We start from the raw sequence: 20,878 nt of genomic DNA, 5'->3' as shown, positions 1-20,878 counted from the left end.
GCGATGGCGCATCGCCTGCCCGTTAGCCCAAACACTAGCGAGCAGGCGATGTGTTGGCGCCGCTAAACCACACGGAACGCAGTTAGCCTTGCGCAATCTCTCGAACGGCCTCGATCGCCGTGTCTATCTCCTCCTGCGTAGTGAACCAACTCGTGGAAAAGCGAACCACGCCCTGCTCACGCGTGCCAAGCGCCTCATGCATGAGAGGCGCGCAATGGGCACCTGGACGGGTCGCGATGCCCCAGCCCTGCATAAGCATGTCCGACACGTCGGCGGACGAGATGTCACCAACGTTGAGGGAAAGAACGCCCGCCCGGAGAGGAGACTCGCCAGACGAGAAGGTCTCCCAATCACCGTAGACGGTCACGCCTTCAATACCACGCACGCCCTCATACAGACGCCGTGCCATGGCCACCTCGTGCTCGCCCATCGCTTCGACGCCTCCGTTGGCATCAAGGAACTCGAGGCCCGCCGCGAGACCAGCCAGGCCATGCCCGTTGAGGGTACCCGCCTCGAGGCGCGTGGGCCAATCCTCGGGCTGCATTGGGTCAAAGCTATGCACGCCAGTGCCGCCCACATTCCAAGGACGAACGTCGACGCCTTCAGTCACAGCAAGACCCCCTGTCCCCTGGGGACCCATCAGCGCTTTGTGACCGGTGAAGCAGACTACGTCCAACCCCTGCTCGACCATGTCGATGGGGATGATACCCGCGCTTTGCGAGGCATCCACAATACAAACGGCCCCGGCGGCATGCGCGATGCGAGAGACACGCGCGACATCCACGGCGTTGCCGGTGACGTTTGAGGCTCCGGTCACGATGACGGCTCGCGTCCCCAAAACGACAAGGCGCTCAAGCTCCTCCATGTCCAGGCGTCCGAACTCATCGCAACCCACGTGCTCAACGAGGACGCCACGCTCGGACGCGAGCCTGTTCAGCGGACGAAGAACCGAGTTATGCTCAAGCACCGTGGTCACCACGCGGTCGCCCTCGCCCACCAGGCCATTGATGGCGCAGTTGAGGGTCGCCGTCGAGTTGGGGGCAAAGGCAACGTGATCGGCCCTCGGGCAGCCAAGAAGCCTCGCCATGCGCTCTCGACACTCATGAATAGTGCGAGCGGCGCCCATGGCACTTGAGCTCGCCCCACGCCCGGCATTGCCGAGCGTACCCATGGCAGTTGCCACAGCGTCGACAACCTCTCGCGGCTTTCGCATCGTCGTGGCAGCGTTATCGAGATAAATCATGGCGTCGTCCTCCAAAGGCCATGCCCAGGCAGGCCCTTACCCCCTCACGAATTCAAGCAGCTCAACCGTGAAGAACCCCTCAACGGGAACGCCGGCCCCAGAGAGGGCAGGCTCGAGAAGGTCGCGATCCTCTGGCGCCGCCTTCCAAGCAAGCCCGCAGCCAGCGGAGACCTGGCCGGGAACGGGAATCATCCGCCCGGGCAAGCCCTGAGACTGGCAAAGCTCCTCGCAGCTCATGGCGGCCGCCGTCGTGGGAAACGCCACGACGAGAGCAGGCCTCGGAACGCGCGGCACTAGGGCCTCACGACCACGGATGCACCAGCGAGCTTCTCGGCGATCACGTACATGTTGGTGACCTCGCCAACGGCGAGCTTGTCGGTGATGCCATAGAAGTCGAGGCAGGTGCCACAGGTAAGAATCTCGACGCCGTCATTGGCGAGGTTCTTGAGGTCCTCGAGCGAATCCGAACCCTCGCAGGAGAGATGGGCGCCGCCGTTGTAGAGCAGGATGGTCTTGGGCAGACGCGGCAGCTGCGTCAGAGAGAAGACGAAGCTCTTGAGCAGCTTCTTACCCAGGACGTCGTCGCCCGTGCCCATGGCATCGCTCGTGATCTGGACAACTACGTTGTCCGCCGGAGCAGCGCAAGTAACGCCCTCGGGCTCGCCCGCGGACACCTCAACGGCACCGTTGGCCGTGGTAACGACGTGCCACTCCTTGTCGCCCGTCTGCTCGAAGCTGCTAGCGCAACCCTTGGAAGTGGCCATGCGGGAGAGGTTCTCGACGGCGATCTTGTTATCGACAATGGTCTCGACCACACCAGCTCCGCCGAGCGCGCCAAGCGCCTTCAGCGTCTTGACGACAGGGATGGGGCAGGCGTCTCCGCGAGCGTCGATGACGAGCTTGTTCTCAGACATACTTAAGCTTCCTTTCTCGAAGCGAATCTACATCGTAACGTGGACAGAACGTTCTCCGCGAGCAACAGCACGGCCTATCACCGCAGCTGGCTGCCCCAGTTCCCTCAACCGGGCAACATATCCCCCGGCCTCCTCCTCGGGCATGGCGACGAGAAGGCCGCCGGAGGTCTGCGGATCAAACAGGACGTCCGCAAGGTCAAGCGGGACATCAGGCTCCATCTCGACGCGAGGGCCGAAGAAATCACGGTTGCGGTAGGCGCCGGCGGGAATGAGACCCATGGCTGCCATTTCCCGCGCCCGCGCGAGCAACGGCACGCGTGCGGCCCATATCTCAAGCGTGACATCGCTCGCCTCCGCCATCTCGCAACCATGACCCATGAGCGAGAAGCCCGTGACATCGGTTGCCGCATGCGCGGAGAGGCCGTCGAGGGCCTCGGCGGCGTATTTGTTGAGCATGATCATAGAGTCGGTCGCTACGCGGACGCCATCGTCGTCGAGAATCCCACCCTTGTAGGCGGTTGTGAGGACACCGGTGCCGAGGGCCTTCGTCAACACGAGCACGTCTCCCTCACGAGCGCCCGCATTCGCAAGAAGGTGGTCGAGGTTCACGAAGCCCGTGACGGCAAGGCCGAACTTAGGCTCGTGGTCATTGATGGAGTGGCCCCCGGCAACGATCACGCCCGCCTCACGGCATTTGTCGGCACCTCCGGCAAGAATCTGCCCCGCCACCTCAAGGCCGAGGCAATTGGGAAAGCAGAGGAGATTAAGCGCAAGCGCGGGCTTGCCGCCCATGGCCCATACGTCGGAGAGGGCGTTTGCTGCCGCTACCTGGCCAAAGAGATACGGGTCATCGACCATCGGGGGGAAGAAATCCGTCGTCCCCACGAGCCCCCTACCGTCGCCGAGGTCATAGACGTAAGCGTCGTCAGAAGAGTCGAAGCCGACAACCAGCTTGTCGCTTGCGACGCGAGGCAAGTCCGCGAGGACCTGCGAAAGGTACCCTGGCGCGAGCTTCGCAGCGCAACCAGCGGCCTCAACGAGCTCGGTAAGCTTGACTCCCGTCATGTCCATGGTGTCTCCAACCCAGTTGCCGGGCTAACGCCCGAATCGAATACGCCTTATCTACCCAACAAGGGCAAGCGCTCGTTCGGCGGCACCAAGCGCGCCTGCGAATCTTGCCTGCGGGCATGTCGTGACCAGCGCCCCAAGCCTCTCCCCAAGCTGGGCAACGAAATAGTCATTCTCGCAAAGACCACCGGTGAGGAAGTATGGGGCACCCGAACCCTGCCCGGCAAGCGCCGCAACTCGCCCCAACACGCTATCCAAGACGCCATTCGCAATGTTTGCGCGAGGCTCCCCTCGACCAATCATGCTGATTACCTCGGACTCCGCGAATACGGTGCACATACTCGAGATCTTCGTCGGCTCGCCCTCGGCAGCCAGACGCGAGAGCTCTCCCTGCGAGACGCCAAGCCTGTCAGCCATGATTTCGAGGAAACGCCCCGTACCGGCGGCGCACTTATCGTTCATCGCGAACTTGGCAACGCGGCCGCCACGAAGCGTGATCACCTTGGTATCCTGGCCTCCGACATCGATAACGGTACCTTCGGGCCCGAAGAGTCTCACGGCACCCACGCCATGACAGGTTATCTCCGTAATGACCTTGTCGGCATACGGAACGGCTATGCGCCCGTATCCGGTCGCAACCACGCGCGTCTCGGGATCAGCTGGATCAAAGCCGGCTACTCGGAGCTCCTCGAGAGCACGGTCCGAGGCGTCTACGCTCGAAAAACCCGTGGGCATCTGCCTCGTAAAGAGGATATCCCCGCCGCCATCGATGACAGCGAGCTTCGTTGCCGTGGACCCAATGTCTATTCCGACCCCGAACATGCCCCACCCCTAGAGAGTCTCGATGAACGCGGCAATGCGCGTGTCGATTTGTCCCTGGTCGCCCTTGGAGAAGTCGGTCTCAATCTTCATGTAGGGGATACCGGCGCCCTCGACGGCCGCCTGCATGCGGGCACTCTCGACGTTGAACGTATGGCACGCGGAGAGCACGCTCTCGATAACGCCATCGACGTGGTACTTCTCGCACATTGCCAGCGTGTTCTCCATGCGACCCTCGTTGGGGGTCATGACAGAACAGTTGATCTGGAGATAGCGGTCAGAGATGGCGCGCAGGATGTCAGGCGCGTCAACGTCCACCATCATGCGAGCCGTGCGCTCGCCGGAGCAATCGTCCATGCAGACAACGACCCCGCCGTTCACCTCGATATTGTGGCCAATCTTGTTGATGACGCCGCCCACAGGACAGCCCGTGAGAAGAATGCGCTTCGCGTCCGCCAGAATCGGACGCTCGCCGGCCTCGTAAGCAGCGCGACGATCAGCGGTCACAGTCTCGAGCTTCTCGATATAGGCGTCGACATCGAAGTTAAAGGTGCCCGCGAACATCGTGCTCATGAGCTCTACGCCGCTCATGACGGGAGGCTCGCATGCCTGGAGGCCATACATCGCGAGCTTTGCGGCGCGGAGACGGTTGCGCCTCACCGCGGCAGTCCTCAGGTCATCATCCGTAATCGTGACGCCATAGAGGTCCTCGAGACGCTCCTTTAGGAGGCGGCACTCCTCGTACCACGCCTCGCGCTCGTAGCCGCGGTCTCGGCCCTGGGGAAGGTGGAGGACGTACGTCTCCTTGAGGTCGTTCAGGAGCTCGTACATCTTCTTCTTCCCGTCGCATGTGGTCTCGGCGATGATGATGTCGCTGAAATGCGTGAACGGGCACTTCTGAGAGTACGCGAAGCCAAACGTCGACTTGACGAGAGGGCAGAGATTGGCGGGGAGGACCTTCTCCGCCTCGGGAATCACCTCGTCAGATGTGCCACAGAGGGAAACGCCCGCAGCTCCCGCGGCGTCCACGATCTCGAGCGGCGTATAGCTGCAAAGATATCCGACAAGGCGATTACCGGCCTGCTTGTAGTCCTTGACGCGAATGAAGCTCGCCTTGCGTTGCTCGTTGAACTCCTGGAACGTCCGCGGCAACGACTGGTCGAACGTATCCTCCATGGGCGCTTAGCCTCCCTCATCTACAGACGGCATTGAATCGCGCCAAGAGCGCATCGGCAGAGACTGCTTATCCGGCAGCCGCCGTGAGTCATCGTCCAATGACACATGGTTTGGTTGCCGTACAGAATGTTAGCGAACGTTATATGCGCTTACGAATAGCGGTCTGTGAACGGTATGTTTACGAGCAACCGTTGTTGCGCAATAGAACAACGCAACCACTTACCCGGAGACTGACTCGACGATTTGACGATGCCGGACAAAGGTCTCCCCGCCCGCACAGGCCAAAAAATACGAAGCCACATCACCCAAAACGCAGGCTAGTCCTACCATGGCATCAGACATACCTAAGGAGGAGCCATGGACTCAAACGAAGATGCTGCTTGGAAACTCGCGCGCGAACTCGTACAAATCGACAGCTCCGATCCGGGGGCCTATGAAGGCGAGATCGAGCGTCACATCAGAACCTGGCTACGCCAGAGAATCGAAAACCTCCCCGAATCGCTCGCGTCACGAGTTTCAATCGATGAGCTCGAGATCCTCCCGGGGCGCACGGAACTCATGGCGACCATCCCAGGCGCAACTGATGAACCCCGCCTCGTCTTCATCTGCCATATGGACACCGTGACGCTCGGAGACGGTTGGGACGACGGCGTTGACCCACTATCCGGCCTCATTCGCGACGAGCGCCTCTACGGCCGCGGGGCATGCGACATGAAGAGCGGTCTCGCAAGCGCTATGGTCGCTTTCGAAGCTACGCTCGACAAAATGGCGAGGACCGGCAAGCTTCCACGGAGAGGGCTCTCGCTCATTTGCAGCGTCGACGAGGAAGACTTTATGCGTGGCGTCGAGGCCGCCATCAAACAGGGCTGGGTCGGCACCTCGGAATGGGTTGTTGACACCGAGCCGACCGACTCCCAGATCCAGGTCGCTCATAAGGGACGCACGTGGTTCGAACTTACCATGCAGGGAGTAACCGCTCACGCGAGCCAGCCGTGGAAAGGAGCGGACGCCATCGCTGCCATGGCAGTAGTCATCAATCAAATTCGCCGAGAGATTGGCAGCCAGCCCGCGCATGACGAGCTTGGCCTATCCACGGTAACGTTTGGACAGATCGAGGGCGGTTATCGCCCGTATGTCGTCCCCGACTCGTGCAAGGTTTGGATTGACATGAGGCTGGTCCCGCCCTGCGACACGCAGGCGGCAACGAAGATTGTACAGGACGCGATTGCAGCCGCCGAGAGCGAGGTGGAGGGCTGCCACGGTTCATTCGTCATCACCGGGGACCGTCCCGCCGTCGAGCGTGACCCCGCCTCTCCCCTGCTGGCCGAGCTGCTTGAATCAACCGCCGATGTAACGGGCACTTCCGCGGAAGTTGGCATTTTCACAGGCTACACCGACACCGCGGTCATAGCGGGCACGTGCCAGAATCACAATTGCATGAGCTATGGGCCGGGATCGCTCGCGCTTGCCCATAAGCCCAACGAATACGTGCCGCATGAGGATGTGTGCCGAGCCCAAGCGGTGCTCACTCGCCTTGTCGAACGTGTCTGCTGGTAGCGTGTCCGCACCTCAAGCCAGGCACCAGTCGAGAAACACAAGAGACAAAACAGCGCCCCGAGGGTCATCGAACCATCGGGGCGCCAAAGGATTGAAGCGAGTGTCCTCGTGCCGTTACCTAGCAATGAGAGGGAGCGCCGTAAGAACGACACCAGCGCAGTGCTTGGCCGCAGCCGCCTCGAACTCCGGATAGGAAACGCTCGCAGAGCCGTCGGCCTTATCTGAAATGGCACGAACGACAACGTACGGAACGCCAGCCACATAGCAGACGTGGGCGATTGCCGCACCCTCCATCTCACAGCACATACCGCCAAACTGCGAGGTAATCTGAGCCTTGGCCTCGGTCGAGGCGACGAACCTATCCGCGGAGCAGACGCGACCCTCAAAGACATTCACGTCGTCGAGCGCCTTCGCCGCGGAAAGCACGGCCTCACGAAGGGAGCGGTCCGCCTCGAAGGCAATGACATGCAGGTCAGGATGCTCGCCAGGCTTGTAGCCGAGGGGCGTCACGTCCATGTCGTACTCAACGGCATCCGTAGAGACGACGATGTCGCCCACCTCAATGTTATTGTCGAGGGAGCCAGCGACGCCCGTATTGATGACGCAGGTGGCGCCAAGCTGGGAAACGAGGGTCTGGGCACACATGGCCGCGTTCACCTTGCCGACGCCGCACTTGACGACGACGACAGAAACCCCGTCAATGATGCCCTCGACGAACACCAGCCCCGCGACGTCGTGCTCCGTCGCGCCCTCGACCTTACTCTTAAGCAGCTCGACCTCGGAATCCATCGCTCCGATGATGCCAACCTTGACGTTTCCCATGCAACCTCCCAAATCATCAGGCTACGGTTCATGATACCCGCCCTCCAAGCCGTATTCGCGCGCGGCAAAAAACGTCATTCGTGAGGGTTCGCTTGCGTCACCCACTCGCACGAACGAAACAAAGGGGCTGCGCGCCGGCATCGCGGCACGCAGCCCCTTACACAAAGCACATGACGAGCGAGTTTAGATCTGAGCGATGAACTAGCTGCTAAGAGTCTCGAACGTCGCCAGCCATACCCTAGCCGCTACAGCGACGCCTCAGCCTCAGAAAGGGAATCGAGGATGTGCTCGTCCTTGCCGTCGTACTTGGGAGCGGGACGGAAGAGCATGAACAGGATTCCAGCAAGCGCGACGAAGGCCACGACGGTCCAGAAGCCAAAGTTACCCAGAACAGCGAGCTCCCAGAGCTGGTTGATGATGAGGCCGACAACCCAGCCAAAGCCGCACTGGTAGGCAATGGCGAACCAGAACCACTTGGGGTCATCCATCTGCTTGCGAATCGTACCGATAGCGGCAAAGCACGGAGCGTCAAGCATGTTGAAGGCAACGAACGCGCACATGGCGCCGGCATGCATGATGCCGGAAGCATCCGTAAACATGCCAGCGAAGCCGCTCCACATGGAGAGGGAGTTCTCGGTGGCGTCACCAAGACCAAACAGGACTCCGAAGGTCGAGACCAAGTTCTCCTTGGCGATGAGCGCGTTGATGGAGGCGGCGGCGGCCATCCAGTTGTCGGCGCCAAGCGGGGCGAAGAGCCAGGAGATGGAACCGGCGATGACCTTCAGGAGGGACTTCTCGACGTCGCCGTCGGCCAGGAAGCCGAACGCGCCGTTGTCAAAGCCAAAGTTAGAGAGGAACCACACCACGACGGCAGCGGCGAAGATGATCGTACCGGCCTTCTTGATGTACGCGCTGACACGCTCCCAGATGTGGAGCCACCAAGACTTGATGGACGGGAAGTGGTAGGACGGGAGCTCCATGACGAACGGGGTGGGCTCGCCAGCGAAGGCCTTGGTCTTCTTCAGCATGATGCCGGAGATGATGATCGCGGCAACGCCGAGGAAGTAGAACATCGGGGCGATCCACCAGCCGTCAGAACCGCCGATGAGGACGCCCATGACGAGGGCGATGATCGGCTGCTTGGCTCCGCACGGAATCATCGTGGTGAGCATGGCCGTCATGCGACGGTCCTTTTCGTTCTCGATGGTCTTGGTGGCGAGAACGCCAGGCACGCCGCAACCAGAGCTCACGAGCATCGGGATGAAGGACTTACCAGAGAGGCCAAAGCGACGGAAGACGCGGTCCATGACGAAGGCGACACGGCTCATGTAGCCGCAGTCCTCGAGGAAGCAAAGGAGGACGAACAGGACGAACATCTGCGGGATGAAGCCGAGCACGGAGCCGACGCCGCCGATGACGCCGTCAATGACGAGGGACTTGACCGCATCAGACGCACCCGCGTCATCAAGCCAGCCCTCGACGGCACCGGGAATGGAGGGGACGTAGCCGTCGTAGTCCGCGGGATCGGGCTCCTCGGACTGCGCATCGACAGCGGCGAGGAAGTCATCGGCCGTGACGGCGGGGATAGTGTCCTCGGTGTCGTTGCCGTCCTCGTCGGTGATCACGACGTCCTTCGCGGTCACGTCGGCAGCAGAGGCAACGAAGCCGTCAACGATGGCCTCGGAGTCGGCGTCCTCAGGGTCTTCCGCAAGGGCGTCGACAGCGTCGGAGACCTCGGTCGCACCGTCTTCGGTCACGACGCCGTCATCCTCGGCAGCGGCGATAAAGCCGGAAATCTGATCGCCGTAGTGGTTGTCGGCAAACTCCTCGGCATCGGCCTCATACTGCTCCTGGCCGGCAGAGTTGACGAAGAAGCCGTCAGAGAAGAGATTGTCGTTCACCCAGTCGGTACCAGCGGTGCCTACGGTGGAGATGGCGATGTAGTAGACGAGGAACATCACGACGACGAAGATCGGCAGACCGAGGACACGGTTGGTAACGACCTTGTCGATCTTCTCGGAGGTGGTGAGCTTCTTCGGAGCCTTCACGACGCAAGCGTCCATGACGCGCGCGATCCACTCGTAACGATCGGAGGTGATGATGGACTCGGCGTCGTCATCGCGAGCGGTCTCGACAGCCTTGATGTCAGCCTCGAAGGCCTCGAGCTCGGCATTCGAAAGGCCGAGGGGCTCGATGGCGGCGGCGTCGCGCTCGAACACCTTGATGGCAAACCAGCGGTTCAGCGAAACGTCGCACTTGCCGGCGATGCCCTTCTCGATCTTAGCAAGCGCCGCCTCGACCTCGTCGGAGAAGACGCGGGCAGGAGCCGGAGCAGTACCCGCCTTGCCAGCCTCGACGGCCTTGTTGACGAGGTCATCGACGTTCGTTTCGCGCAGGGCGGACACCTGAACGACCTCACAGCCAAGCTCGCGAGAGAGGGCGGACACGTCAATGCGGTCGCCGCTCTTCTCGAGAAGGTCGAGCATGTTCAGGCCGAGAACGACGGGAAGGCCGCACTCGAGAATCTGGGTCGCAAGATAGAGGTTGCGCTCGAGGTTCGTCGAATCGACGAGGTCGATAACGGCAGACGGGCGGTTCTTGATGAGGTAGTCACGCGAGACGACTTCCTCAGGAGAGTACGGAGAAAGCGAGTAGATGCCGGGGAGGTCGGTGAAGGTAATCTGCTTATCCTTCCTCCAGTTGGCCTCCTTCTTCTCAACGGTGACGCCAGGCCAGTTTCCCACATAGCCGTTCGATCCGGTGAGGGCGTTGAACAGCGTGGTCTTGCCGCAGTTCGGATTACCTGCGAGCGCGATATACATGCGGTCTTCCATGACTCCCTTTCCTGATGTGTTGCTGGGGGCGGGGTCGGCCCCCTGGTCCCTTATGCCGGACCTTTTCAGATGGGCGCGGAGATCCCCTCGAGACCGCGCCTCTCCGCTCGTGCGGAGCATAGCTGGCACCAAGCCGATCCCCGCTTACTCGGGCTCGACCTCGACCTTCTCGGCCTCATCCTTGCGGATGGAAAGCTCGTAGCCACGAACGTTGAGCTCGAGCGGATCACCAAGTGGGGCCACCTTAACGACCTTCACCTTGGCGCCCTTGGTGATGCCCATGTCCATGATGCGGCGCTTCACGGCCCCGACACCAGTGAGTGCCTTCACCGTGCAAGACGACCCAACTGGTATGTCCTTAAGCGTAGTCACCTGTTCCCTCTCTTCCTCTCTCTGCCGGCATGCCGGCCTGAAACGACAACTAGATGCGAATTCGCCTGATGTAATGCGAAACCCAAGCGAGCGAATAGGCGAATTAGCAAACGAACACGTGCATGCAGATTGTGCGATCGAGACCAAGCTGGGCTCCCTTAACCCTCACGATGGACCCCGAGGCACCGCCCTGGGTTACGACCCTGACCACGGCACCCTCGACAAATCCAAGGTTCTCGAGGTGACGTCGCATCTCGGTGGTGCCGCTGACCCTCACGACGCGGACGTCTTCGCCCTCGCGTGCCATGGCAAGCGGAAGCTGTGCGACTGACGCTGCAACCATAGCTGCTCCTCTAACCAAAAGTTGTCCCCAACTAACTCCATAACTAATTTGAGTAGTATGTGCCTAACTTTTGCATGAGTCAACCGTGGTGAACCGTTTGATTTGGTTAACATTTGGTTATGCCGAGATCTGGGAACAAAAATCCGAAGATTGCCCCAGCAAAACCGGGGATTGCTTCAGAAATACCGGAGATCGTCCCAGCAAAAACGAAGATTGTCCCAAGGAATCAACGAGAAAAAGGCCGCCTCGGCTTTCTGCCAAGACGGCCCAGCAAGGTGCGGCTCAATCAAAAAACTACCGGTACAAAGGAACAAGCCCTTCCCTACTTGAGACGGGCGAGGACTCCGCGAATGAGGGTCTCGAAGTCCTTCTCGTGATCGTGGGCGACCTCAAGAACGGATTCGTGCGTGACGCCGGCCTCGCCAGCCATGTTGGCAGCGAGGGTGACGCCGAGGACGTTCATACCGAGGGCATGAGCCATGATAGCCTCGCAGACAAGGGACATGCCCGCATAGGAGGCTCCCAGGCTGCCGAGCATGGCAACCTCGGCGCCGGTCTCAAAGCAAGGTCCGAGAAGGCCAGCATAAACGCCCTGTTGGAGGTCGATGCCGTTATCCGCTGCGACCCCAGCGGCAAGACTGCGCAGATAGGGCGTGTAGACATCCGTCATGCCAACGAAGGGCGATTCGACGCAGGCAAGGTCCTCGTCCTCGATAAGGGGGTTCGTACCCGTAAGGTTGAGATGGTCCGTGATCAGGCCAAGGCCCACATGGGCACGCCCTGCAATGGCGCCCGTCGCGCAGGCAAAGATGATGTCGCGACAACCGAGCTTATAGGCGTGGCGCACAAGCGAGGTCACCTGGGCCGGATCATAGCCCTGATACAGGTGGACGCGGCCCGGATACACGACGACGGGTACTCCATCGATGGTGCCGACCGTCGCTTCAAACGTGTGCCCGGCAACCGGGCGAGCCGTAACCGGGAACCCGTCGATATCGGCATACGGAATGCGACGGACGGGCTTGACCGCGGCAGCAAGCGCACCCAGACCACTTCCGAGGACGATGGCAACGGGATGCTCGACGCTCGCACGGCAACCCTCGACAACCTTCTCATCAACCACGATGATTCCCTCCTTTTCGAGAGCACGGGCCGCAAAACCCGTTCCCCTCACGAGTCTCCCTGTATGGGTTCCATCGTAGACGACTCCGGAGCCACAGGCCGGACTCTTCGCCTTGAGTACGGCGAGCGGCGAAGAGAGCTCACGAGCACGAGAGGCGGCGAACCTCGCCCCGCGTACATAAGCTGCGGTTACGTCGTCCCCAGACACGGTGACAACGGAATCTCCGAGAATTTCGGCAGGCGGTCGAGGAGTGGTCAGACCGCCGTCAACCTCGGGGCAAATGGGAACGACGCGTCCTCCCCCATTCCTCACGGAACGCACGAGTGCCTCTACGGACGCGCAAGGGCGAGCGCCACCGTCGTAACGGCAACGCTCGCCCAACAGGCACCTGCTTACGATAAGATCCACGGCTCTCTTATGCGCCCAGGGTATAGATCTGGATGGAAGCACTGGAGAGGATGCCGTTCACGTAGGCAGTCCACTCGCTGCTCGACGCCGTGGCGTTAGAAGCATACTGCTTATAGGCAACGGCGTAGGCGATCTGCGCCTGGGCGTACGTGGCGGAATCGGGAGTCCAGGTCTCGTCCTTCAGGGCCTCGTAGTAAGGACCGTCAGTGCGCGCCCAGGTGTTATTGGTGGCATCCCACTCGTCGCCGATGAGGTTGACGATGTAAGCCCCGTAATCGCTCGTGGCGGTATCCTCCGCGCCCTCGGCGGGAGCCGTGGGGGCATCGGGGATGGTACCCGCCTGAGTGCTGCAGACCTTCTCCTTGAGCTTGTACATGGCAGCGCTCTCGCGAACGACTTCCTTTGCCTGATCCTCGGTCAAGCCGTACTGCTGCGCAAGGGAGGCAATGTCGGACGTACCGAGGATCTGCTCGGCATAAGAGCCGATCTCATCATCTGAGACCGTGATTCCCTCGGCCTCTGCCTGCTTGGCAAGAATCTGGTTGCGAGCGACAGCAAGGGTGGAGTCGGCGTTGGGCAACGAGTAGTTGCCATCCGCATCCTTAGCGGAGTCGAGCGAGATCTGGGACTCGATGGCATCGCGAACGGTGATGGTCTCAGTCTTGCCGTTATAGGTATAGGAGGCAATCACCCGGTCGAGGTCGCCCTCGGAAACCGTCGTGGCGCCAGGGAACGCCGGAGACGGCGCACCGCCCCCAAGAACGAAGTGACCGACGAGCACGCCAACGACGAGAGCGATGACGACGCCTGCGGCAAGAATCTGGACAGGAACAGAGGCAGCAGCCTTAGGAGCCTGCGAGAACCTAGCACCGCCGGAACGCGCGCCCTGCGAGGCATGCTTATCGGAAGACTTCTTATCATCCATTGAAAACTCCAAATCAATCGAACGGCCGGGTAAGAAACCCGGCCGCGCATGCATACTTTGGCAAGTCTACCCCAATGTTGGAGACACCACGTTGACGCTAGGCAAGCTCTGCAACACGAGCGGCGACGGCGGCACCATAGGCTCGCGTCCCAACGGAACCCTCAGTGGAGCCCGTGAGGGCACGCTTGATGTCCGCAGTGACGCTCTCGCCGGCAGAGAGGACCTCGCGCACGGCAGTGCGAATGCGATGCGCCGCCTCGTTCTCGCCAAGGTGATCGAGCATCATCGCCGCGGAGAGAATCATTGCCGTGGGGTTGGCGATGTCCTTACCCGCGATATCGGGGGCACTACCGTGCGTAGCCTCGAAAATGGCCTGGTTCAGGCCAATGTTGGACCCGGGCGCGAGGCCAAGTCCTCCAACGAGACCGGCACAGAGGTCGCTCACGATGTCGCCGTAGAGGTTAGGAAGGACCATGACATCGAAGTCCGCGGGGTTTTGCACGAGGCCCATGCACGTGGCGTCGACAATCTTGTTGTCAAACTCGATATCGGGGTACTCGGCAGCGACGCGCTCGGCCGTGTGGAGGAACAGGCCGTCCGTGCACTTCATGATGTTCGCCTTGTGAACGGCAGTGACCTTGCGGCGGCCGTTCTTGTGAGCGTAATCAAACGCATAGCGAATGATGCGCTCGGATCCGCTCACGCTGATGGGCTTAAGCGAAATCGCGGAGTCAGGCTTGATGGTGCCGGCCCCCTGCGCGGCGACGGTGTCGATGATAGAACGAGCGCCCTCGCTACCCTCATCGAACTCGATGCCCGCGTAGAGGTCTTCCGTGTTCTCGCGAACGATTACGAGGTCAACGCCATCATAACGGCTACCGTCGCCAGGCATCGAGAGGCACGGGCGCACGCAGGCATAGAGATCGAAGGCGCGTCTCAGTGCAACGTTCACGCTGCGGAATCCGGAACCCACGGGCGTGGTAACCGGGCCCTTGATGGCGGTGCCGGTCTCGCGAATCGAATCGAGGACGCGCTCAGGCAGCGGAGTGCCCTCTTCCTCCATGACGTGGGCGCCAGCCTCCTGGACATGCCAGTCGATGCTTACGCCAGAGGCTTCGACGACCTCACGCATGGCAGCAGAAATCTCCGGACCGATGCCATCGCCAGGAATGAGCGTTACCTGATGGGCCATATTTCCCCCTCGTCGTATTGCGGAGCGACCCGCTATTAGCTGCGTAAGCGATTCTACGTAAGAACAATTGAAGGCGAAGCAAGCGCGCGCACGGCTTCACAGAGCCGAAACCTACTTGCCGTCGACGATGGCGATGATCTCGGCAGAACGATCCTTGACGAAGCCTCTTCCGTTCTCGGCGTCGAAACGAATGCGCTCAGCAAGGGCGGACTTAATCTCATCGCTCGCCTCTCCCTGAACGAACTCAAGCATGCCAGCAAGCATATCGCGGTAGCCAAGGTCACCGTGATAGCACTGGATGGCCTCGTCGAGAAGAGGCCAGGCCTTCTCGGCAGCATCGGGGGATTTGGAACCCATACGAGCAATCAGGCAGAAGGCGGAAACGCGAACGCGAGAGTTGTTCTCATCAAACAGCGAGGCCTCAGCGCCCTCGTAGGAATCCTCGACAAGCGTGGGGTCAACATCGGCAATATAACGGAGCGCATCAAGTGCCTCCCAGCGCGTCTGCGCCTCCGAACGGAACAACGCGTCGACCATGGCCTCGGCAACAGCCGGAAGCTTGTCGCCAAGGGCGTTGGGGTCATCGGCAAGCATACTCGTGAGCGTATGGGAAGCTTCCTGACGAGCACGACGAACGGGGCCGGAGACCTCGTCGATCAGGCGGTCAACCATGGTAATCTTTCCAGCGCCAAACCTCGCGGTGGTGGTCTTCTCGGTCATGCGGGTCCTCCCCTACTCGCAGAACCCATCGACAACGGCGGTGCCGCTTCGAGGGTCGGTGTGAATTTCAATGAGGCCAAACGACGCGGCCTCGCGCAACAGCGCCGTGAAAGAACGATAGCCATAGCTCCTCTCGGAGAACTGCGGCTGCTTACGGCGCATGGTGTCCTTAATGAGCGACGCCCGAATGATGCTGTCGGTCTCTCGCTGGAGGGCGTCGACGGTCTCCAACATGAGCTTATAGCAAGCGAGTTTCTCCTTCGGGACCCGATCCTCGTAGGCGGGAACGCCACCAGCGGAGACGATGTCCTCATAGAAGATGAACTCGTCGCAGACCTCGGTGAGCAAGGTGCTCGTCGCCTCGCGCATGCCCACGCCAATCACGGTCTTGTTGAACTCTCGGAGCTTGGAGACAAGCGGCGAGAAGTCCGAGTCGCCGGAGAGAACCGCAAAGGTGTCAATGTGGTTCTTGGTGAGACACATCTCCATGGCGTCTACGGCAAGGCGGATGTCTGCGGAATTCTTGCCCGTATAGGCTCGATCGGGAATCTCGATCAGCTCTATGCCCAGCTCATGCAGCGGCGTTACCGCCTCATCAAAGCGCTGCCAGTCGCAATAGGCACGCTTCACGACGATGCGTCCCTTTTCGACAAGGCGCTCGAGAATGCGTTTGACGTCCGGCGCGGGACCTGGCTCCTGATGGCCTCGACGATTGCGCTTGCCAGTACCAAGAGCAAGGTTCTCGTAGTCGATGAACACGGCAATCGTGCCCTGAGGAGCCGCGGGGATCGATTGGTCCATTTCACTCACGACTGATTACCAGCCTTCTTCTTGTCGTCGGCGACGCTCATGAGCTCTGGCTCGGCCGCGCCAGTGCGAGCTCGCTCGCGTTCCGCACGCTTGACGCGGGCGCGTTCCCGATCACGAGCGCGAGCCTCAGGGGTCATGAGGCGATCAACGAACTTCCACGGACCCACCGACTCGCCATAACCGAACTTAAGCCCGGCGATTGCGCCCGCGATGGCACCGATGGCAAACATGCCGAGAACCACATATCCCGTCATCCAGACAATCATGAACAGGAAGGATCCCGCGAGAACCGCAGCGAGATTAGCGGCGAAGAAGCCAGTCGTGCCCCTCACGCGGCCTCCAGCATCTTCACCGAGGTGAAACCCGATGAAGATGCCAAAGACCGCGAACAGGATGCTGACGATAGTGATGCCAAAACCGTCACCCACGCGCTACTCCTCGCAATGGCAGCCGTCGCCATGGCCGCAGGCACACTCTTGGTCGCCGTCGTGATCGTGACCGCACGTGCATTCGTGATCGTGGCCATGGTCGTGGCCGCAGGAGCACTCGTGGTCATGGTCATCAGGCTCGAAGGCACTGGTGTCTAGCTTGCCCCAGTCCAGACCCGCTGCCACGGCGTCAGCCTGCTCGGCGTAGAGAAGGGTGAGCGCCTGGGTTCCAAGACGGCCGCCACCGATCTGATCGAGCATGTCGTAGAGCGTGAAAGCAGTCTCGACACCAGGAAGCGTAATGTCGAGGTCCTCGGACTGCTCAATGGCGAGGCCAAGATCCTTGCGGAAGTGCTCGACGAGGAAGCCAGGCTTGTAGTCTCCCTCGAGGGCCTTGGGACCAAGGCCCGTAAGCGCGCGGGAGCCGCCCATGCCGGAACCGACCATCTCGAGCATACGGGAAACGTCAAGGCCGCCCTGCTCGGCGAGGGCGAGGGCATCGGCCATGCCGACCATGCAGCCGGCAAGGGAGACCTGGTTGCAGAGCTTGGCGGTCTGGCCGGCGCCAGCCGCGTCGAAGTAGAAGATCTTCGAGGAGAAGGACTCGAGGATGGGAAGGACCGGAGCGACGTCTTCCTCCTTGGCCCCGACGATGAGGGTCAGCGTGCCGTCGATGGCGCCCTGCTCGCCGCCGGTCACCGGGCAGTCGAAGGCGTGCTTGTCCTCGACCTCCGCCGCGTCGTGAATATCACGAGCGAGCGCGGGCGAAGAGGTCGTGAGGTCGATAAGCCATGCACCCTTCTTTGCGACGCGAATGAGCCCGTCAGTCGAAAGGTAGACATCCTCCACGTCAGAGGGATAGCCGACCATCGTAAAGATGACGTCTGCGTCAGCGGCTGCCGCCGCAGGGCTATCCGCCCAGGTAGCGCCTCGAGTGATGAGGGCATCGGCCTTCTCCTTGGTGCGGTTGTAGACAGTTACGTCATAGCCAGCATCCATGATGTGGCCAGCGATGGGCGCGCCCATAATGCCGGTACCGATGAAGGCGACCTTGAGGTTTTTGGCTGCAGTCATGCTGCTCCTTTCTGGCGGCGCAAACGACCGCAAATGAACAAGGATTCCCCCCTCGTGGGGATCAGTTACTTTGAGCGGACCTTACGGGCAATGCGATCCGTGAAGGAGAGGGCCTCGCGACGGTCCTTGCCCCAGAAGACGCACGCCACCATACCGGGGCCCACATGCGCGCCAATGACCGGCGAGACGGAGCTGTGGATGATGGGAATGTCGCGGCAGCCAGGCTCCTTGCGAATTTGGTCAGCAAGCCAGCGCGCGTCCTTCTCGGCGTCAGTGTCCACGATGCCGATGGGCATGTGCGTGATGACACCACTCGCGCCAATGTAGTTCTCTTTGAAGTCGGCAATGATGGCACGAAGGGCCTTCTTACGACCGCGACACATACCTCGAAGCGTGAGGGCGCCGCTGAGGTCATAGGAGAGCTCGGGCTTGATGTCGAGCTTGCCACCGACGGTCGCCGCCGCGGGCGGAATGCGTCCACCACGCGCGAGGGCGTCAAAACTATCGAGCGTAAAGTAGCCTTGGATGTAATAGCGGGCCTCTTCCGCCCACTCGACAAGCTCGGACGCCGTGAGGCCGTTGCCCACCTGACGCACGGCCTCGATGGTCAAGAGCTCGGCCGCAGCGGAGGGACAAAGATTGTCCACGACGTAAATCTCGTAGCCGGGATGCGCCTCGCGGACAAGGTCAACCGCTTGACGAGCGGCGTCGACGCTGGAGGAAAGGCCACGAGTGAAGGCGAGGTAAACGGCAGGGACACCGTCCTTGGCCATGCGCTCGAACACCTCGAGGTAGTTGCCGGGCGTAACGGCAGACGTCGACACGTGCTCGCCGGCACGCATGCGCTCATAAAACTCATGAGGCGACATGGAGCGCCAGAGGTCATCCACGTGCTCCCCGTCCTCCATTACGAACGGGAAATGGACGATCTCGACGCCGAGGGCACGGGCGACCTCCGGGGCAAAGTCCGCACACGAGTCCACGATGATGCGGCACTGGCCGTCACGGCGATAGCTTGCTCCAACTGCGCGCGCAATGGTCTCGGGCTCTTCTCCAACGACCGACGCAGCCTCGAAGCATGCGACGGCCGCGGGCTCCGTAGAACCCGCGGCCTGAAGGTTTGAATTGTCAGAAATCTCGCTACTCATCCGGCTCCTCGATCTTGGGCTTAATGATTCCATATCCGCCGCTCTTGCGGCGATAAATAACGTTTACAAGGCCAGTGGTGGCATTCGTGAAGACGTAGAAGTCGTGACCGATGAGGTCAGTCTGGACGAGTGCCTCTTCCTCGCTCATAGGCGGCAGGTCGATGACCTTCTCGCGAACGAGCTCTTCGTCATCATCGCCCTCGATGAGATCAGCCAAATCCCCCGAGACGGGAGCGACGGGCAGCCCCTGAGTGCGCTGGCGACGGTCAATGACCTTGGTCTTGAACTTACGAATCTGACGGGTCACCTTATCGGCGGCGATATCGATGGCGGCGTACATGTCAGGATCTGCGGACTCGACGCGAACCACGTTGTCACGAACACGCACGGTGACTTCGCAGACCGCTGCCTCGGGATTGGAGCGGTTCTTCTCGACTCGAAGGACGACGTCGCACGTCATGGGCTGAATGTCGAAGACTCCGAGAGCCCCGCCGATCTTCTCGTCAACGTAGTTACGCAGCGCGTCAGTAACGGTAACCTTGCGACCGGATACCTTGATGTCCATAGTGCCTCCAACCCTAGAGCCAAAATGCACGTTCCGGGGACGCGAGCCCTTGGGACTTACGTCCGTACTCTCTAGATACCCAAACGCGACAAAAAAGTTCGCGAGAAAATAAATGACCGGTTACCGATTCCACCCTTCACAAGCGAACAGTCACACGCTTAGACAGACTAAGTAGGCATTAATAGACGTCCGCGGCATTGGCACCAGCGGTCGATCCGTCCTGAATTCCCGAGGTCACACCCTCAATCCCAGAGGAGTCAGACTCTGACCCCTCGACGGTTCCGGCAGAAAGCGTGATGCCAGAGATCTGCGAGGAATCCGTCAAGGGGCTCAAACCGCCGAGCCACCTGGCGCGAATAACGTCGCCGACTCCATTGGAGGAGATCTTGTCGAGGGCGTCTTTGACCGCCATCTGGAGATCGGTGTTAGAGGTCATAACCCCAACGCCAATCATGGACGGGGCATTGATGGAGCCGGCAAAGGCGATGCCGTCATAGGAACCCGAAAGAAAGGCGCCCGAGAACGCGTCGCAAAGCACGTAGTCAACAATGCCTTGGTCAAGCGCATCAAACGCGTCGTTCAGGTTCTGGAAATCCTGCTCCGTGGCGTTGAGGTCGCTGCGCTTGAGATACTGGGCAGAAGAGGAGCCCTCCTGGACGCCAATTCTCTTACCGCGAAGATCCATGCTAGAGGCAACCGTCTCGTCACCCTTGTGGAAGAAACCAATCGCGTCTTCGGCATAGGAGCCAGCAACGGTCACGTTCGAACGGCCCGAGGTCTCGCCCATGACGACGTCGCACTCAGAGCCAAGCGAAGAGGAAGTGCTCGAAACGCTAACGAGCTTGACAGAAAGGCCGAGCTCATCACCAAGCGCATACGCCATGTCCACGTCATAACCCTGGTAAGAGCCAGCCTGGTCAGTCATGCACATGGGAGCCGAAGAAGAACGGTTGAGACCAACCGTAAGGGCGCCGTCCTCGAGAACGGACGGAGAGGAGACAGCCGGTGTGGCAGCGGCAGCGCGCTGAGATCGGGCCTCTTCGACTGTGGGAGAGGCAAAGGCGTCACTAATCGCCTCGAGCGGGTTAGAGCAGCCCGCAAGGGCAACAGTGCAAGCCACCGCAAGCAGGGAGGCGAGGACGGGCTTAGCCGCCAACGAGCGTTTCATCGAGTCTCCTCGTATCTCGGGCGCGAGCGCCCACTGGGCCGGCACATGCCGGAAGTTGTCAGTGGTCTCAGACAGCTGACCTGGTATTTGACCCCACACTCGCGCACTGGAGCGTTTGCTTTGGACGCCGCGGCGTCCGCCACTCGTGACTCTCTCGCCCGCGGAGCTT

The 20,878-nt window shown here is 60.9% G+C and carries 21 protein-coding genes; 1 reads left to right on the top strand and 20 read right to left on the bottom strand.

Going from position 1 to position 20,878, the window contains the following annotated elements:
* Positions 1 to 82: 82 nt before the first annotated feature.
* From ABCN07_RS01215 to ABCN07_RS01190, 6 genes are read right to left on the bottom strand one after another with little or no spacing between them, the layout of a single operon-like run.
* Complete coding sequence (locus tag ABCN07_RS01215; RefSeq protein WP_343005033.1) at positions 83 to 1,243, bottom strand: aminotransferase class V-fold PLP-dependent enzyme; 1,161 nt, start codon at positions 1,241 to 1,243, stop codon at positions 83 to 85.
* Between the two features lie 36 nt (positions 1,244 to 1,279).
* On the bottom strand, positions 1,280 to 1,507 hold the full coding sequence (locus tag ABCN07_RS01210) for a DUF3343 domain-containing protein (protein ID WP_343005169.1): 228 nt from the start codon (positions 1,505 to 1,507) through the stop codon (positions 1,280 to 1,282).
* Between the two features lie 29 nt (positions 1,508 to 1,536).
* Positions 1,537 to 2,157, bottom strand: coding sequence for a sulfurtransferase-like selenium metabolism protein YedF (yedF, locus tag ABCN07_RS01205; RefSeq protein ID WP_343005032.1), 621 nt, complete (start codon positions 2,155 to 2,157; stop codon positions 1,537 to 1,539).
* A gap of 27 nt (positions 2,158 to 2,184) precedes the next feature.
* Complete coding sequence (gene selD, locus ABCN07_RS01200) at positions 2,185 to 3,222, bottom strand: selenide, water dikinase SelD (protein ID WP_343005168.1); 1,038 nt, start codon at positions 3,220 to 3,222, stop codon at positions 2,185 to 2,187.
* 57 nt (positions 3,223 to 3,279) lie between these two features.
* Positions 3,280 to 4,047, bottom strand: a complete 768-nt coding sequence (locus tag ABCN07_RS01195; RefSeq protein WP_343005031.1) for an acyl-CoA dehydratase activase — start codon at positions 4,045 to 4,047, stop codon at positions 3,280 to 3,282.
* A 9-nt stretch (positions 4,048 to 4,056) separates the two neighbouring features.
* Complete coding sequence (locus tag ABCN07_RS01190) at positions 4,057 to 5,220, bottom strand: double-cubane-cluster-containing anaerobic reductase (RefSeq protein WP_343005030.1); 1,164 nt, start codon at positions 5,218 to 5,220, stop codon at positions 4,057 to 4,059.
* Positions 5,221 to 5,577: 357 nt separating this feature from the next.
* Between ABCN07_RS01190 and ABCN07_RS01185 the strand changes: the two genes are divergently transcribed.
* Positions 5,578 to 6,777, top strand: coding sequence for a M20 family metallopeptidase (locus ABCN07_RS01185; protein WP_343005029.1), 1,200 nt, complete (start codon positions 5,578 to 5,580; stop codon positions 6,775 to 6,777).
* A gap of 114 nt (positions 6,778 to 6,891) precedes the next feature.
* On the opposite strand, the gene ABCN07_RS01180 is transcribed toward ABCN07_RS01185, so the two are convergent.
* The 14 genes from ABCN07_RS01180 to ABCN07_RS01115 all read right to left on the bottom strand — a co-directional run bounded on the left by ABCN07_RS01180 (position 6,892) and on the right by ABCN07_RS01115 (position 20,709).
* Positions 6,892 to 7,599, bottom strand: coding sequence for a 5'-methylthioadenosine/adenosylhomocysteine nucleosidase (locus tag ABCN07_RS01180; protein WP_343005028.1), 708 nt, complete (start codon positions 7,597 to 7,599; stop codon positions 6,892 to 6,894).
* Between the two features lie 245 nt (positions 7,600 to 7,844).
* The gene (locus tag ABCN07_RS01175; RefSeq protein WP_343005027.1) at positions 7,845 to 10,433 is read right to left on the bottom strand and encodes a FeoB small GTPase domain-containing protein; all 2,589 of its coding nucleotides are present in this window, start codon (positions 10,431 to 10,433) and stop codon (positions 7,845 to 7,847) included.
* Between the two features lie 144 nt (positions 10,434 to 10,577).
* Complete coding sequence (locus ABCN07_RS01170) at positions 10,578 to 10,805, bottom strand: FeoA domain-containing protein (protein ID WP_320680320.1); 228 nt, start codon at positions 10,803 to 10,805, stop codon at positions 10,578 to 10,580.
* Between the two features lie 103 nt (positions 10,806 to 10,908).
* Positions 10,909 to 11,148 carry a FeoA family protein gene (locus ABCN07_RS01165; protein ID WP_343005026.1) on the bottom strand — a complete coding sequence of 80 codons (240 nt, stop codon included), beginning with the start codon at positions 11,146 to 11,148 and terminating at the stop codon, positions 10,909 to 10,911.
* A gap of 322 nt (positions 11,149 to 11,470) precedes the next feature.
* Positions 11,471 to 12,679 carry a purine-nucleoside phosphorylase gene (locus tag ABCN07_RS01160; RefSeq protein ID WP_343005025.1) on the bottom strand — a complete coding sequence of 403 codons (1,209 nt, stop codon included), beginning with the start codon at positions 12,677 to 12,679 and terminating at the stop codon, positions 11,471 to 11,473.
* A 7-nt stretch (positions 12,680 to 12,686) separates the two neighbouring features.
* Positions 12,687 to 13,604 (bottom strand): hypothetical protein, encoded by a 918-nt coding sequence (locus tag ABCN07_RS01155; RefSeq protein ID WP_343005024.1) that lies wholly within the window; start codon positions 13,602 to 13,604, stop codon positions 12,687 to 12,689.
* A 97-nt stretch (positions 13,605 to 13,701) separates the two neighbouring features.
* A complete protein-coding gene (locus ABCN07_RS01150; RefSeq protein WP_343005023.1) occupies positions 13,702 to 14,796 on the bottom strand; it encodes an isocitrate/isopropylmalate dehydrogenase family protein in 1,095 nt (364 codons plus the stop codon).
* 111 nt (positions 14,797 to 14,907) lie between these two features.
* Entirely contained in the window at positions 14,908 to 15,516 is a 609-nt protein-coding gene (locus ABCN07_RS01145; RefSeq protein ID WP_343005022.1) for a hypothetical protein, read from the bottom strand.
* Between the two features lie 12 nt (positions 15,517 to 15,528).
* Positions 15,529 to 16,317: an NYN domain-containing protein gene (locus ABCN07_RS01140; RefSeq protein WP_343005021.1), complete on the bottom strand. Its 789-nt coding sequence runs from the start codon at positions 16,315 to 16,317 to the stop codon at positions 15,529 to 15,531.
* 5 nt (positions 16,318 to 16,322) lie between these two features.
* Complete coding sequence (locus ABCN07_RS01135; RefSeq protein WP_343005020.1) at positions 16,323 to 16,754, bottom strand: hypothetical protein; 432 nt, start codon at positions 16,752 to 16,754, stop codon at positions 16,323 to 16,325.
* Positions 16,755 to 16,757: 3 nt separating this feature from the next.
* Positions 16,758 to 17,828, bottom strand: coding sequence for an NAD(P)-dependent oxidoreductase (locus ABCN07_RS01130; protein WP_343005019.1), 1,071 nt, complete (start codon positions 17,826 to 17,828; stop codon positions 16,758 to 16,760).
* A 65-nt stretch (positions 17,829 to 17,893) separates the two neighbouring features.
* Positions 17,894 to 18,976, bottom strand: coding sequence for a DegV family protein (locus tag ABCN07_RS01125; protein ID WP_343005018.1), 1,083 nt, complete (start codon positions 18,974 to 18,976; stop codon positions 17,894 to 17,896).
* Positions 18,969 to 19,541 carry a ribosome-associated translation inhibitor RaiA gene (raiA, locus tag ABCN07_RS01120; RefSeq protein ID WP_330028117.1) on the bottom strand — a complete coding sequence of 191 codons (573 nt, stop codon included), beginning with the start codon at positions 19,539 to 19,541 and terminating at the stop codon, positions 18,969 to 18,971. Before raiA ends, ABCN07_RS01125 begins: the two co-directional genes overlap by 8 nt.
* A gap of 178 nt (positions 19,542 to 19,719) precedes the next feature.
* Positions 19,720 to 20,709, bottom strand: coding sequence for a transporter substrate-binding domain-containing protein (locus ABCN07_RS01115; protein ID WP_343005017.1), 990 nt, complete (start codon positions 20,707 to 20,709; stop codon positions 19,720 to 19,722).
* Between the last annotated feature and the right edge of the window lie 169 nt (positions 20,710 to 20,878).

It is taken from the genome of Collinsella sp. 1033st1_E11_1033SCRN_220408, from assembly GCF_039062465.1.
Lineage (GTDB): Bacteria > Actinomycetota > Coriobacteriia > Coriobacteriales > Atopobiaceae > Parolsenella.
This window is presented reverse-complemented; position numbering and strand designations above follow the sequence as displayed.